The organism is Cellulosimicrobium sp. NPDC030954 (assembly GCF_055571305.1).
In genome coordinates this window covers 326,994-341,075 of the sequence record NZ_JBVIFN010000003.1, presented here as the reverse complement: position 1 = coordinate 341,075, position 14,082 = coordinate 326,994, and the positions used below count along the sequence as shown (strand labels likewise).

The 14,082-nt window shown below is 72.8% G+C and carries 12 protein-coding genes; 9 read left to right on the top strand and 3 right to left on the bottom strand.

Features of this window, described 5'->3' with window-relative positions; genetic code table 11:
- Window positions 1–92 precede the first annotated feature (92 nt).
- Entirely contained in the window at window positions 93–1,490 is a 1,398-nt protein-coding gene (locus ACZ402_RS09195) for an aspartate aminotransferase family protein (RefSeq protein WP_375823065.1), read from the bottom strand.
- Between the two features lie 102 nt (window positions 1,491–1,592).
- On the opposite strand from ACZ402_RS09195, the gene ACZ402_RS09190 reads away from it, so the two are divergent.
- The 4 genes from ACZ402_RS09190 to ACZ402_RS09175 all read left to right on the top strand — a co-directional run bounded on the left by ACZ402_RS09190 (window position 1,593) and on the right by ACZ402_RS09175 (window position 6,174).
- The gene (locus tag ACZ402_RS09190; protein WP_375823064.1) at window positions 1,593–2,543 is read left to right on the top strand and encodes a LysR family transcriptional regulator; all 951 of its coding nucleotides are present in this window, start codon (window positions 1,593–1,595) and stop codon (window positions 2,541–2,543) included.
- A 71-nt stretch (window positions 2,544–2,614) separates the two neighbouring features.
- On the top strand, window positions 2,615–3,925 hold the full coding sequence (locus ACZ402_RS09185) for a helix-turn-helix domain-containing protein (RefSeq protein ID WP_375823063.1): 1,311 nt from the start codon (window positions 2,615–2,617) through the stop codon (window positions 3,923–3,925).
- Between the two features lie 151 nt (window positions 3,926–4,076).
- Window positions 4,077–5,600, top strand: a complete 1,524-nt coding sequence (adh, locus tag ACZ402_RS09180) for an aldehyde dehydrogenase (protein ID WP_375823062.1) — start codon at window positions 4,077–4,079, stop codon at window positions 5,598–5,600.
- A 112-nt stretch (window positions 5,601–5,712) separates the two neighbouring features.
- Window positions 5,713–6,174, top strand: a complete 462-nt coding sequence (locus tag ACZ402_RS09175) for a DUF779 domain-containing protein (RefSeq protein ID WP_375823061.1) — start codon at window positions 5,713–5,715, stop codon at window positions 6,172–6,174.
- Here the strand turns inward: ACZ402_RS09175 and ACZ402_RS09170 are convergent.
- On the bottom strand, window positions 6,171–6,911 hold the full coding sequence (locus ACZ402_RS09170; RefSeq protein ID WP_375823060.1) for a hypothetical protein: 741 nt from the start codon (window positions 6,909–6,911) through the stop codon (window positions 6,171–6,173). The two genes, ACZ402_RS09175 and ACZ402_RS09170, sit on opposite strands and share 4 nt — an antisense overlap.
- Before the next feature lie 43 nt (window positions 6,912–6,954).
- Window positions 6,955–7,236, bottom strand: a complete 282-nt coding sequence (locus ACZ402_RS09165; protein WP_375823059.1) for a DUF3892 domain-containing protein — start codon at window positions 7,234–7,236, stop codon at window positions 6,955–6,957.
- Between the two features lie 393 nt (window positions 7,237–7,629).
- Here ACZ402_RS09165 and ACZ402_RS09160 point away from each other — a divergent pair, with 393 nt between their 5' ends.
- The 5 genes from ACZ402_RS09160 to ACZ402_RS09140 all read left to right on the top strand — a co-directional run bounded on the left by ACZ402_RS09160 (window position 7,630) and on the right by ACZ402_RS09140 (window position 14,079).
- The gene (locus tag ACZ402_RS09160) at window positions 7,630–9,789 is read left to right on the top strand and encodes a hypothetical protein (protein WP_375823058.1); all 2,160 of its coding nucleotides are present in this window, start codon (window positions 7,630–7,632) and stop codon (window positions 9,787–9,789) included.
- Window positions 9,790–9,881: 92 nt separating this feature from the next.
- Window positions 9,882–11,462, top strand: coding sequence for a class I SAM-dependent DNA methyltransferase (locus ACZ402_RS09155; RefSeq protein ID WP_375823173.1), 1,581 nt, complete (start codon window positions 9,882–9,884; stop codon window positions 11,460–11,462).
- A complete protein-coding gene (locus ACZ402_RS09150; RefSeq protein WP_375823057.1) occupies window positions 11,455–12,594 on the top strand; it encodes a restriction endonuclease subunit S in 1,140 nt (379 codons plus the stop codon). The genes ACZ402_RS09155 and ACZ402_RS09150 overlap by 8 nt, the downstream gene beginning before the upstream one ends.
- 469 nt (window positions 12,595–13,063) lie before the next feature.
- The gene (locus ACZ402_RS09145; RefSeq protein WP_375823056.1) at window positions 13,064–13,222 is read left to right on the top strand and encodes a hypothetical protein; all 159 of its coding nucleotides are present in this window, start codon (window positions 13,064–13,066) and stop codon (window positions 13,220–13,222) included.
- Window positions 13,219–14,079, top strand: a complete 861-nt coding sequence (locus ACZ402_RS09140) for a hypothetical protein (RefSeq protein ID WP_375823055.1) — start codon at window positions 13,219–13,221, stop codon at window positions 14,077–14,079. The genes ACZ402_RS09145 and ACZ402_RS09140 overlap by 4 nt, the downstream gene beginning before the upstream one ends.
- Window positions 14,080–14,082 lie beyond the last annotated feature (3 nt).

Here is a 14,082-nt window from a genome sequence, read left to right as displayed (position 1 = left end):
ATGCTGAGACGGTGTAAACGCGGGCTGCCGACGGGTCCGCGCGCGGCCGGACCGGGCGCGCTCGCCGCCCCGCTCGCCCCGGCGGGGCGCTCTCAGCCGAGGAGCTCGCGCTCTGCCTCGTCGAGCGCGCGGTCGAGGAGCTCGAGCCCGAGGTCGAGCTCCTCCTCGCTCACCGTGAGCGGGGGCGCGATGCGGAACACGCCGCCCATCCCACGGAGCTGCACGACGTTCATGTGCAGCCCGAGGTCGAGCGCCCGCCGGGTGACGAGGGCGCCGAGGGCGTCGGCCCCCTCCTTGGTCTCGCGGTCCAGCACGAGCTCGATGCCCTGCAGCAGACCCCGTCCGCGCACGTCGCCGATCGTGGCGTGCCGCTCCTGGAGATCGAGCAGCCCGGCACGCAGGCGGCCGCCGAGCACGCGCACCCGGGCGTCCGTCTGCTCCGCCTCGAGCACGTCGAGGACGGTGTTGCCGACCGCCGCGACGAGCGGGTCGGAGACGTGCGTCGTGAAGAACAGGAAGCCGCGCTCGTGCGCACGAGCCTCGATCTCGGCGCTCGTGACGACGGCCGCGAGCGGCAGCCCGGCGCCGAGCGTCTTGGAGAGGGTGAGGATGTCCGGCACCACGGGCTCCTCGCCGTCGCGGCCCTCGAACGCGTACCAGGAGCCGGTCCGGCACAACGCGGTCTGCGCCTCGTCGAGGATGAGGAGCATCCCGCGCTCGTGGCACTTGTCGCGCAGGGCCGCGAGGTAGCCCGGCGGCAGCTCGACGATCCCGCCCGAGCTGAGGATCGGCTCGACGATGCACGCGGCGAGGCTGCCCGTGGACTGCACGTCCACGAGGTCGAACGCGAGGTCGAGCTGGCGCCGCCAGTCGTGCGCGCCGTCGGGCGTGACGTGGTCGGGCCGGTACGCGTTCGGGACGGGGATGACGAGGTTGCCGGGCGCCGTCGGGCCGTACCCGCGGCGCCCCGCGCTGTACGTCGCCGCGGCGGCGGCGTGCGTCATGCCGTGCCACGACCCGGCGAGCGAGACGACCTCGTGCCGACCCGTGACGAGCTTCGCCATGCGGATCGCCGCCTCGTTGGACTCGGCGCCCGTCGTGAGGAGCAGGACCTTCTCGAGCGGGTCGGGCAGCGTGGCCGCCAGCCGGCGCGCGAGGTCGACGACCGGGCGCGAGAGCATCCCGGAGAAGAGGTGGTCGAGCCTCCCGACCTGGTTGCGCACCGTCTCGACGATCGCCGGGTGGCTGTGCCCGAGGATGGCGCTCATCTGGCCCGACGTGAAGTCGAGGACCCGGCGGCCGTCGGCCGTCGTGACGTAGCTGCCCGACGCGCTCTCCACGATCTCCGGAGTGAAGGGCCCGCCGTACCGCACGAGGTGCTGGTCCGCGTCGGCCCAGAACGTCGCGGCGTCGTCCGCCGTCTCGGACGGGGCGGCGGGAGGGACCGCGCGGGTCGACGCGGCGAGGGCGGGGGACGGGACGACGGCCATCCTCCGAGCGTAGGGACGCCGGCCTGTGCGCGTACAGCACGAGTTCTCGTACAGTCTGTGCGGAGAACCCGCACAGCGGGACCCGCCCGAACGGAGGACCGCGTGCTCAACGCCGCCCGGCTGCAGATCCTCGCCCGGCTCGAGAGCCTCGGCACCGTGCGCGCGGTGGGCGCGTCCCTGCACGTGAGCCCGTCCGCGGTGTCCGCACAGCTCGCGGCCCTCGAGGCCGAGACCGGGGCGCGCCTCGTCGAACGGACGGGACGGCGCGTGCGCCTGACGCCCGCCGGCCGCACCCTCGCCCGGCACGCCCGCGTGATCCTCGACCAGATGGCGCTCGCGGAGGCGGAGCTCGCGTACCCCGACGGCCAGCCCGCCGGGGTCGTCCGCGTCGCGGCGTTCTCGAGCGGCGTCCGGGCCCTCGTGATCCCCCTCGCGCGGCGGCTCGCCGTCGAGCATCCGCGGGTGCAGGTCGAGGTCGTCGAGCTCGATCCCCGCGAGAGCGGGCCCGCGCTCCGCCGCGCGGACGTCGACGTCGCGGTGACCGCCGACCTGCTCGACGGCGCGCGGCTCGCCGGTCCCGACGTCGCGACCGTCCCGCTGCTCGAGGACCCGGTCGTCCTGGTGGCGCCGGCGGGTGCGTGGGCACGGACGACGGCGGGGGTGTCGGTGGGGGACGGTCCCGTCGACCTCGCCGCCCTCGCCGACGCGTGCTGGGCCGCCGACCTGCCCGGCCGGTACCTCTCGACCCTCGTCGAGAGCGCGTGCCGCGAGGCCGGGTTCGAGCCGCGCGTCGTCGCGCGGCTCCCGAGCTACGAGCTGCTGCTCGCCCACGTCGAGGCGGGACTGTCCGTCGCGCTCCTGCCAGGCCTCGCCGTCGACCCGCGCTACGACGTCGTCGCCCGCCCGCTGCGGGTGCCCCGGACGCGCCCGGTCTACGCCGCCGTGCGCCGCGGCGCCCCGCCCACCGCGGCGACGAGCGTCGTCCTCGCCGGGCTGCGCCGCGTCGCGAGCGAGAGCACCGCCGCGGCACGTGCTCGCCCCGCACGTCGCTGACGGCCCGGTCGCGCCGCGCGGGGCGACCCCTACACTGGACCCCAGCACCGCACGACGACGTGGGAGGTCCCGTGCCGCGCACTCTCGCACCGCCGCTGCGCTCGGACGCGCACCCGCGCCGCCCCGACGCGCGCCGCGACGCCCGCTCGGTCCGTGCCGCCTACCGGTCCTTCCTCGTCGACGGCGTGCTCCCGCCCGGCATCCACCCCGTGGTGGCCGACTCGTGGCGCCGGTCCGTGCACAGCGGCGTCGACCCCGAGGGCCCGCGCACCGGCTCTGGGCTCGCCCACGACGACCTCGTCGCCTACCGCGACACCCAACCGCTGGCGGCCGTCATGCCCGTGGTGCGCGAGCTCGTCGTCGACGCCGCCGCGGACGACGGCCTGGCCGTCGCCGTGTCCGACGACGCGGGCCGGCTCCTGTGGGTCGAGGGCAGCCGCTCCCTGCGGGACGCCGTCGAGCGCGTCGGGTTCGTCGAGGGGTCGGTGTGGCGCGAGGAGCGCGTCGGGACCAACGCCCCCGGGACTGCGCTCGCCGCGCGCCGCGCCGTGCAGGTCCTCGGCGCCGAGCACTTCTCGCGCCCCGTCCAGGCGTTCAGCTGCACGGCGGTCCCCATCCACGAGCCAGGGACGGGCCGCGTCCTCGGCGTCCTCGACGTCACGGGTCGCCAGTCGGCCGCCTCGGGCGTCGTGCTCTCGCTCGTGCGGGCCACGGTGCTGAGCCTCGAGCGCGAGCTGGCCCAGCGCGCGGCGGCGCCGACGACCGACGGCGCCGGGACCGTCCCCGCGCCGCCGCGCGACGGGGCGCCGGAGCTGGTCGTGCTCGGGCCGGCGCCCGTGCTCCGCGCACCGGACGGCCTCGAGCACCGCCTCTCGCTGCGGCACGCCGAGATCCTCGCGCTCCTCGCCGCGCACCCCCGCGGCCTCTCCGCCGACGAGCTCGCCGTGCTCCTGCACCCGGGCGCGCTCTCGGACGTCACCGTGCGCGCGGAGGTCTCGCGCCTGCGCCGCGTCGCCGGGCCCCTCCTCGCCGGGTCCCGCCCGTACCGGCTCGCGCGCCCGCTGCGGACCGACGCCGACGTCGTCCGCGACCGGCTCGCCGTCGGCGACGTCCGGGGAGCGGTCGCGGCCTACGGCGCGCCGCTCCTCCCGCGCTCCGGGGCGCCCGCCGTCGAGCACCTGCGCGCCGAGCTCGCGGCCGAGCTCCGCGCGGCCGTCGTCTCCGCGGGCGACGCCGACGTCCTCGACGCCTGGACCCGCACCGACGACGGCGCCGAGGACCACGCCGCGTGGACGCGCCTCCAGCGCGTCGCCGACCACGGCAGCCCGCGCTGGGTCCGTGCCCGCGCCCACCTCGACCTGCTCGACGACGAGCTCGGCTGACCGCCACCCCCGCTGCAACGGTCCTGCAACCCTCGGGTGCCTAGCGTCGTGCCACGGCGCGACGAGGCGCCGTGCCGCGCACCGCCGTCGGGCATCCCCCCGCCCGGCCTCCCTGGGGCGCGGCGGGTCAGCACTGCGAGGAGGCAGACGCATGACGGTCTACGCAGCCCCCGGCACCGACGGGGCTATCGCCGAGTACAAGCCCCGGTACGACCACTGGATCGGCGGCGAGTACGTCGCGCCGGCGAGCGGGCAGTACTTCGAGAACCCCAGCCCGGTCACGGGCCGGACCTTCACCGAGGTCGCCCGCGGGAACGCCGACGACATCGAGCGGGCGCTCGACGCCGCGCACGGCGCCGCCCGGTCGTGGGGCCGCACCAGCGCGACCGAGCGTGCGAACATCCTCAACAAGATCGCCGACCGGATGGAGGAGAACCTCGAGCGGATCGCCGTCGCGGAGACGTGGGAGAACGGCAAGCCCGTCCGCGAGACGCTCGCGGCCGACATCCCGCTCGCGATCGACCACTTCCGCTACTTCGCGGGCGCGATCCGCGCGCAGGAGGGGTCGATCTCCGAGATCGACGAGGACACCATCGCGTACCACTTCCACGAGCCGCTCGGGGTGGTCGGGCAGATCATCCCGTGGAACTTCCCCATCCTCATGGCCGTGTGGAAGCTCGCTCCCGCGCTCGCGGCCGGCAACTGCGTCGTGCTCAAGCCCGCCGAGCAGACTCCCGCGTCGATCCTGTTCCTCCTGGACATCGTCGGCGACCTGCTGCCGCCCGGCGTGGTGAACGTCGTCAACGGGTTCGGCGTCGAGGCGGGCAAGCCGCTCGCGTCCAGCCCGCGCATCCGCAAGATCGCGTTCACGGGCGAGACGACGACCGGCCGCCTGATCATGCAGTACGCGAGCCAGAACATCATCCCGGTCACGCTCGAGCTCGGCGGCAAGTCGCCGAACATCTTCTTCTCCGACGTGGCCGACGCGCGCGACGACTTCTACGACAAGGCGCTCGAGGGGTTCACGATGTTCGCCCTCAACCAGGGCGAGGTCTGCACGTGCCCGTCGCGGGCGCTCATCCAGTCGTCGATCTACGACACGTTCCTCGGCGACGCGGTCGAGCGCACGAAGGCCGTGCAGCAGGGCAACCCGCTCGACACCGAGACGATGATCGGCGCGCAGGCGTCGAACGACCAGCTCGAGAAGATCCTGTCGTACATCGAGATCGGCAAGGCCGAGGGCGCGAAGGTCCTCACGGGCGGGACGCGCGCCGAGCTCGGCGGCGACCTCGCGGGCGGGTACTACGTGACGCCCACGATCTTCGAGGGCAAGAACTCGATGCGGATCTTCCAGGAGGAGATCTTCGGTCCCGTCGTCGCGGTCACCGACTTCTCCGACTTCGACGACGCCATGACCATCGCCAACGACACCCTCTACGGGCTCGGCGCCGGCGTCTGGTCACGGTCGGGGAACACCGCCTACCGCGCGGGCCGCACCATCGAGGCCGGGCGCGTCTGGACGAACTGCTACCACGCCTATCCCGCGGCCGCCGCGTTCGGCGGGTACAAGGGCTCCGGCGTCGGGCGCGAGAACCACAAGATGATGCTCGACCACTACCAGCAGACGAAGAACCTCCTGGTCTCCTACTCGGCCCAGAAGCTCGGCTTCTTCTAGGCCCCCGGCCGCCGAGCAGGTGGTCTTGGCTCGTCCTGCGACGCCGACGAGCCAGGACCGCCTGGTCGGGGTGCCGGGATCGCCTGGTCGGCTCCGACACGTGGAGGTTCTCATGCACGACGACGTTCTCTCGCCCCGCGCGGGCGGCTCGGCTCCCGCGCGGGTCGCGGTCACCGACGACGCCGCGGCGCTGCTCGCGCGGCTGCGCCCGGTCCACGGCGAGCTCATGTTCCACCAGTCCGGCGGGTGCTGCGACGGGTCGTCGCCCATGTGCTACCCGCAGGGCGACTTCCTGCTCGGCGACGCCGACGTCCACCTGGGTGACCTGGTCGTCGTGGACGACGCGGTCGACGTCCCGGGCGCGCCCGACGGCGCGCGCACGTTCACCGTGCCCGTCTGGATGAGCCGCGCCCAGTTCGAGTACTGGAAGCACACGCACCTGACGATCGACGTCGTGCCCGGCCGCGGCGCCGGGTTCAGCGTCGAGGCGCCCGAGGGTGTGCGCTTCATCATCCGGTCGCGCCTCCTCACCGACGACGAGTGGGCCGCGCTCGACGCCCTCGCGGGGCACTAGAAGGTCCAGGCGTCCTCGACCGTCGTGTAGACGACATCGACGTGGTCCCAGTCGAGCGAGACGTTCATCGTGAGGTCCGCCGGGTCCGTGACGCCGAACCCCTGCTTCCAGGTGATCGACTGCCCCGGGAGGACGGGAGCGGTGGGTGCGCCGCCGTATCCCTGGTCGGAGTCGTACACCTCGTCGCCGGCGACGCCCCCGCTCGTGACCTGTGTGTAGCCCGACGAGGACCAGGTGGTGGCGGTCCCGTTGGTCACCGTGAAGGTGAAGCTGAGGTAGGTGGAGAACTCGCCGACCGCTGCCCACTCGCTCGGCGTGAAGTATCCGTCGTTGGTGACGGTGAGGGTGAGCCCGTCCTCCCACTCCATGGGGGTGCCGAACGACGTCACGGGATTCTTGTTCGCGGCCTCCGCCTCGTCCTTCCCCGTGGAGTACCCGGCCTCGTAGCCATCGTTGAACTGCTCGGTCCGGGCGGCGAGGAAGTCCGTGCCCGCCCGGGCTCCGGTCGTCGACCCGTGCTCGTACCCGAGGCCGTAGCCCTCTTGGTACGTGCCGATCAGGGTCGCCTCGGCGGCGGGGGCCTCGGACGCCGCCGACGATGCGGTCGGGGTCACCTCCGGGGCCACCGGCGCCGCGAGGCCGCACGCGGTGAGCGACCCGGTGAGTGAGAACGCGACCGCGATCGCGCGAGCGCCGCGCAGCGGCGGTACGGACAGGGGCTGGCTGTACGGGGACATGGTGCTCCTTCGGTTCGGTGCGGCTTCGGTGGGTCGGACGCGATCAGTGGCGGGGGAGGTGGAGGAGGTTGTCGGTCTCGCGTCCGTTCGCGACGGTCGCGATGTAGCGGGTCCCGCGCGGGCTGACGCGGGCGACGACGTCGGCCTGGTTGTGCGTGCGCTCGTCGAACGTCCGGAACCGCTCGCCGCGGCGGATGGCGGCATGCACGGCCTCGCGCGTCCCGGCGCGGAGCGGTCCGGTCGTGGTGGTCGAGTAGCGGACGTCGACGACGTGCTCGTTGGTCGTGCCCGGGTGCGCGACCCGGACGGAGCGGATGAACGGCATGGTGGCCTCCTTGCGGTGCGGTGCGGTGCGGTGCGGTGCGGTGCGGGTGCGACGAGACGGGGTGTCGGAGCTCAGTCCTCGTCGGCGTCCGGCTCGGCGACGGCTCGGTCGACGGGCGGGGTGAGGGACACGCAGTGCGGGCACAGGCCGCGTCCCTCGTGGACGGGGTACACGGACCCGCAACGGCACCTCACGTGGCTGATCGAGGTCATACGAGCTCCTTCGCCCTGCGCCGGCCGTGGTGACCGGTCATGGAGGAGCGTTCTCGAACAGCCGGTCGGGCGGCGATGCGAGACGTGATAAGAGGGCTTATCGCGGGGGTGCATGGGAACGTGTTCGATCCCGATAGGGTCGGGAATCGACGACGAACACGACCTGAGGAGGTGCCCCACCGTGACCGTTTCTCCTGCAGTCCCCGCGCCGCAGCCGCTGCTCACGGACCTGCGCCTCACGCTCGCCGACGTCGCCGAGCTCGCCCGCGTGCGCCGTCCGGTGGTGTCGGTCTGGCGCCGGCGCCACGCCACCGGCCCCACGCCGTTCCCCGCGCCGGTGCGACGGGCGGTGGCCGTCCCGGGTCGACCGCGCTCGGAGGCGCTGCTGTTCCGCGCGTCGGACGTGGCGGACTGGATCGAGGCGAGCGGCCTCGGCAACAACCGCGCTTTCCGCGCGGACGTCGCGCTGCGGGCGATGCTCGACGACGCGTCCGGCCCGGACCGCGACGTCGCCTTCGCGGGTCTCACCGCGCTCCTGCGCCTCAAGGCCTACGTGTCCGAGCCCCTCGGATCCCTCGACGCGGACGACGTCCTCGACCTGGCGGACGAGCTCGACCCGGGCGACGACGCCCTCTACGCGGAGGTCGAAGCGCTCGGGGATCACCTCGACCGGTTCGCCGCGCTCGCGGATCTCGCCGCCGGGTCGGCGTACACGCCCGGCGCCGCGGTGGAGGCACTGCTCGCCGACCGGTTCCGCACGGGACGCGACGAGCTCTCCCGATCGGCGCTCGCGCCCGCAGCGCTCGCGCTCGTCGCGGACCTAGCCGGCGCGGTCGGGGGCGACCACGCGGCGTCGGGCGTGACGGTGGAGCGCGCCGTCGCCGACCCGTACCCGGGTTGCGGGGACCTCTTGGCGGTCGTCCTCGGCCGCGGCGAGGTCGTGGAGTCTCCGACGGCCCACGTGCCGACGGGCGACGCCCACCGTCTGGTACGCCGCCGGCTCGGCGCGCACGGCTGGTCCGTGCGGCCCCTGGAGACCGAGCCCGTCGCCGGTGCTCCCGGGTCGCACGAGCTCCCGCTCGTGGTGACCCAGGTCCCGTCCGTCGGCTCCGGTGTGCTCGACGACGTCGCCGTCCTCGACCTCGTGGACGACCTCGTGCTCGGCCTCGCCGACGGTCAGTTCGCGCTCGTGATCGGCCCCGCGAGCGCGCTGATCGACGCGTCGTCGTCGCCCGAGGCGGAGTCGGTGCGCGCGGCCTTGCTGCGACCGAACCGCCTGCGCGCGGCGGTCCTCCTGCCCGCCGGCCTGCTCGTGGAGCGCTCGCGCGAGCGCCTCGCGCTCTGGGTCCTCCGGGGCGGCGACCCCGACCCGAACCTCGACATCGCGGATCGCTGGACGACCGTGGCCGACCTCTCGGGGGTCTCGCCCGTGCACGGCGCGTTCCCGCCGGGGGTGGTCCAGGACCTCGTGACCGACGTCGTCGCGGCCCTCGGCACGCGGGACGACGTGGCGCGGCACGCGTTTCGGTTCTCCCGGTTCGTGCACGTGCGCGAGCTGCTCGCCGCGCGGGGAAGCCTCGTCGAGGTCGTGCGACCGCTCGCACCGGTCGCACGCGACGACGGCGGTGCTGCCGTCGCGCGCGCCGTCGAGCTGGTGGACGCGCTCGACGGCGTCCCGCGCCCGGCGCTCGACGTCCGGGTCGATCGTGGCCACGCCGAGCCGGTGCGGCGGGCGCGGTTGGGAAGCCTTGTTGACGGAGGCGTCGTGCGCCGCGTGCCGGGCAATCGGATCGACGACGCCGACGTGCGCGCGCCCGGCGACGACCCGGCGGGCGAGTCGCGGGTCCTGGGCGTCCCCGAGCTGCTCGGTGACCTGGATGTCGGGACGCGCGTCGTCGACCGCCTGGAGTTCGCCGCCCGGTATCCCGCCGGCCGCGTCACCGAGCCGGGCGACGTCGTGTTCTGCACCACGCCGCACCCCGCCGCGATCGTCGACACCGCAGGCTTCTCCGTGGTCGCCTTCCCGGCCCGGGTGCTGCGCCTGCGGGCGCACGGCCCGGGGGAGCGCCCGGGCGCTGTCGGGGCCGACGCGCTGCTCGTGCCCGAGGTGCTCGCGCGCGACGTCGCGGCGCAGGCCAGGGGGACCCGGTGGCGGTCGTGGGACGTGCGGCTCGTCCCCGCCGAGCAGGCGGACGACGTCGCGTCGGCGCTCGCGCGGGTGCGCGAGAGGCGGGCCACAGCGCGCGCCGAGCTGGTGCGGCTCGAGGAGCTGGAGCAGGTGCTGGTCGACGGCGTCACGAGCGGTGTCGTACGCATGCGCAAGGATGAGCCCGGCTCGTGAGCAGGGCTGTTCACGAGGACCATTCGAGGAAGCGAGCAGAAGTGCCCCCGAGGACGAAGCAGGCGGTGGCCACGCCGAGCACGGCGACCACCATGAAGGAGCTCAAGGACACGCTGTGGAAGGCCGCGGACAAGCTCCGCGGCTCCATGGACGCGAGCCAGTACAAGGACGTGGTCCTGGGGCTCGTGTTCCTCAAGTACGTGTCCGACGCGTTCGAGGAGCGGCGTGGCGCGATCCTCGCCGAGTGCGTCGCGGACGGCCTGAGCGAGGAGGACGCGCAGCCCCTGCTGGAGGACCAGGACGAGTACCGCGGCGCGGGCGTGTTCTGGGTCCCGACGCGGTCGCGCTGGGGCTACCTCGCGCAGCACGCCAAGGGGCGGGCGGCGACGACCGAGGAGCCTGGCGCGACGATCGGCGAGCTCGTCGACGACGCCATGGTGCACATCATGGGGTCGAACCCCGCGCTCGCCGCGACGCTCCCGACGATCTTCAACTCGAACAGCGTGGACCAGCGCCGCCTCGGCGAGCTCGTCGACCTGTTCAGCTCGGCGCGGTTCACCGGCGTCGGCGCGATCCGGGCGCGCGACGTGCTCGGTGAGGTCTACGAGTACTTCCTCGCGAAGTTCGCCGCCGCCGAGGGCAAACGCGGCGGCGAGTTCTACACGCCCCCCGGCGTGGTGCGCGTGCTCGTCGAGATGCTCGAGCCGTACTCGGGCCGCGTGTACGACCCGGCGTGCGGGTCCGGTGGCATGTTCGTCCAGGCCGAGAAGTTTCTCGAGCGCCACGGCGCCGACCCGCAGGCGATCTCCGTGTACGGGCAGGAGCTCAACGAGCGCACCTGGCGCATGGCGAAGATGAACCTCGCCGTGCACGGCCTCACCGGCCAGCTCGGCTCGCGCTGGGGCGACACGTTCGCGCGCGACCTGCACCCCGACGTGCAGATGGACTACGTCATGGCCAACCCGCCCTTCAACATCAAGGACTGGGCCCGCGCCACCGACGACGCCCGCTGGCGCTACGGCGTTCCGCCCGCAGGGAACGCCAACTACGGCTGGATCCAGCACATCCTGTCCAAGCTCGCGCCCGGCGGGTCCGCCGGTGTGGTCATGGCCAACGGGTCCATGTCGTCCAACTCGGGGGGCGAGGGCGAGATCCGCGCCCAGCTCGTCGAGGCTGACCTCGTGTCCTGCATGGTCGCGCTGCCCACGCAGCTCTTCCGGTCCACCGGTATTCCCGTATGCGTGTGGTTCTTCGCCCAGGACAAGGCGGCGGGCTCCCGGGGGTCCGTCGACCGCACCGGCCAGGTGCTCTTCCTGGACGCCCGCAACCTCGGCCACATGGTCGACCGCGCCGAGCGTGCGTTGTCCGACGACGACATCGCGAAGATCGCCGGCACGTTCCACGCCTGGCGCGGAACGAAGTCGGCCGTCGAGGCAGGGCTCTCCTACGAGGACGTCCCCGGGTTCGCCTACTCCGCGACGCTCGGAGAGATCAAGGACGCAGGCTACGCCCTGACTCCTGGCAGGTACGTCGGCGCCGCCGAGGTCGAGGACGACGGCGAGCCCGTCGAGGACAAGATCGTGAGACTCACCAAGGACCTCTTCGAGCAGTTCGAGGAGTCGGCACGGCTCGAGCAGGTCGTCCGCGAGCAGCTGGGCCGGATCGATGGCTGAGTGGCACGATGTCCGACTTGGCGACCTTGTTGACAATTTCGATTCGAAACGGCTCCCGGTCAAGGCATCTGAACGCCGTGAAGGTCCACATCCGTACTACGGTGCCTCTGGTGTTGTGGACTGGGTAGACGACTACCTGCTGGACGGTGAGTATCTCCTTGTTTCGGAGGACGGTGAGAACTTGCGATCGCGCACCACGCCGATCGCCTTCACGGTCTCAGGCAAGTTCTGGCCCAATAACCATGTGCATGTACTGCGTGGAAAGGAGTCGGTAGACACTGCGTTTCTAAAGTACGCGCTGGCGTTGACCGACATTACCGGCTATCTCACCGGATCGGCGCAACCTAAACTATCTCGAGGGTCGATGGACGCGATTCGTCTTCGCGTTCCTGACCTCTCAGTGCGTCGTGCCATCGCAGAGGTGCTCGGTGCACTCGACGACAAGATCGCGGCCAACAGCCGCCTCGCCGCTACCGCCGACGCCCTCGCGAGTGCTCGCTTCGCGCAGGCTGTCGAAGGTACCGGACTGTCGGAAGAGACCTTCGCCGATGTCGCGCATATCGGTGGTGGTGCGACGCCACGCTCGAAAGTGCCGGAGTACTGGGACGGCGGAGTGCGTTGGCTGACGCCGACTGACGTGACTGCGCTGACCGGACCGTACGTCTGGGAGACGAAGCGCACGATCAGCGAGGAAGGGCTCGCCGCGATCTCGTCGCTGCTCTACCCGCGCGGCACGATCTTCATGACCTCGCGCGCGACGATCGGTGCCTTCGCGATCGCCGAAGAGCCGATGGCTGCGAACCAAGGGTTTATCGCCCTTCAACCTCGTGACGGGGTGTCGCGGTACTGGCTGTTCCACGAGATGCGGAGCCGGGTCCCGGAGTTCCTCGACCACGCGAACGGAGCGACGTTCCTCGAACTCTCGCGGGGGAACTTCAAGAAGCTACGGGTTCGTCGACTCTCGATCGAGGCCGAACGGCGATTTGAAGCGGAGGCGCGGGTGCTTCACGAGCGGGCGAGCGCGGCTCTTCGTGAGAACTCGGTGCTCTCTGCGACGCGCGACACGCTGCTGCCGCAACTCATGTCCGGGAAGCTCCGGGTGCGCGAGGCGGCCGAGATGGCAGGGCTGTGACCATGCCTCCCGTGTCGCCGGGGTCCAGCACGCCCGCGCCCGCGTCGTCCGCACGCCGGGGTTGTCCGACGTGCGGACGCGCGCTCGCGGCGAACCCGGACGGGTTGTGGCCGCCACACCTGAATGCGACCGGCACCGCCGTCTGCCCCGGCCCACGCCGCACCGCGAGGCGAGGTGCCGCGCGGACGGACGCTGCGTCGTCGGGCACGGCTACCCGGAACGCCCCAGCCCCGACCGGCGCGAGCCCGAGCACCCCGGACCCGGACGCTCTGGCAGAGACCCCGCGCCGTCGTTCGCGGGACGAGACGGACGAGGGCCGCCCGACGTACCTCGAGCGTCGCGAGGCCCGGTTCCGCGAGCGCGCGATCCTCGACCTCGACGACGGCCCGGCCGGCGAGGACCTCGACGACACGCTCCACCGCGCCTGCGAGTCCCGGGGCGGCCTCCCGACCCTCGGAAGGGGACACCGATGATCGACAGCACCGCCGGAGGAGCCGACTCCGTCGGCGAGGTCCGGCTGGTCAGTGACGGCGACGGTCTCGCCGTCGTCGAGAACCTGACAGCGGCCGAGCGCTTCCTCGCCGCCGCGGAGCGGATGCCTGCCGGCCCCTCGGAGCTGCAGCCGTGATCACCGACCTCGTGTGCAGCGCGTGCGGCTCCGACGACGTCGACCTGCTCGACGTCCTGTCGGACGGGCGCCGTCGGGTCAGCTGTGTCGAGTGCGGACACACGTGGGTGCGCGGGACGGCGAACGCGCCGACGCGCCCGAGACCCTTGCCGACCTACGACGAGCTGCGGACGACCTTCCCGCGCCCCGAGGACGTCGCACCAGAACGGGTCGAGCACGCGCGGAAGCTCAAGGCCACATTCCTCGCGGGCAGCCCGACGCCTGACCCTGCCGTGGCGCCCTTCTGGGCGAAGTACCAGCGCATCTTCAGTGCTGAGGGTCTGCCGACGGCAGCGCCTCAGGACCTCAAGGACTTCGCGAACCTGTCCGTCGGGGCGAACCCGGGCAACATGTCCGTGTTCAACACCGAGTGGAACCGGATCGGCGACGACGCGGCCGCCGCGCAGGTGCGCACGGCCGTCGAGCACCTGCTCCGCGGCCCGGAGTCCACCCCGCTCGAGGACCGGCTGACGCAGCTGATCGACGACACCACGTCCCTCGGGATGAAGGGGTTCAAGGAGGCGCTGCTGACCAAGGTGCTGTGCATCGTCCACCCCGACGAGTACCTGACGATCCTCAAGTACACCGGCACGGCCGGGAAGGTCGAGGTCGCACGCGCGATCTGGGGCGTCGAGCTGCCGGACCCGCACCGCGTCACCTGGACCATCGGTCGGCTCATCGTGTGGAGCAACACTCTCCTGCGGGCGCTCGTCGGCGACGGGTTCGAGAACCAGCAGCACGCGGCGGAGTTCCTCTGGTGGGCCAAGGACCAGCCGTTCGACGGGTCGCCCGGGGGTGTCGTCCGAGGTTCGCCGTAGGGC

Bases quoted from the DNA above. Each gene is read 5' to 3' on its own strand.
- ACZ402_RS09195 (WP_375823065.1), bottom strand. From the start codon at position 1,490: ATGGCCGTCGTCCCGTCCCCCGCCCTCGCCGCGTCGACCCGCGCGGTC.
- adh (WP_375823062.1), top strand. From the start codon at position 4,077: ATGACGGTCTACGCAGCCCCCGGCACCGACGGGGCTATCGCCGAGTAC.
- ACZ402_RS09175 (WP_375823061.1), top strand. From the start codon at position 5,713: ATGCACGACGACGTTCTCTCGCCCCGCGCGGGCGGCTCGGCTCCCGCG.
- ACZ402_RS09170 (WP_375823060.1), bottom strand. From the start codon at position 6,911: ATGTCCCCGTACAGCCAGCCCCTGTCCGTACCGCCGCTGCGCGGCGCT.
- ACZ402_RS09165 (WP_375823059.1), bottom strand. From the start codon at position 7,236: ATGCCGTTCATCCGCTCCGTCCGGGTCGCGCACCCGGGCACGACCAAC.
- ACZ402_RS09155 (WP_375823173.1), top strand. From the start codon at position 9,882: ATGAAGGAGCTCAAGGACACGCTGTGGAAGGCCGCGGACAAGCTCCGC.
- ACZ402_RS09150 (WP_375823057.1), top strand. From the start codon at position 11,455: ATGGCTGAGTGGCACGATGTCCGACTTGGCGACCTTGTTGACAATTTC.
- ACZ402_RS09145 (WP_375823056.1), top strand. From the start codon at position 13,064: ATGATCGACAGCACCGCCGGAGGAGCCGACTCCGTCGGCGAGGTCCGG.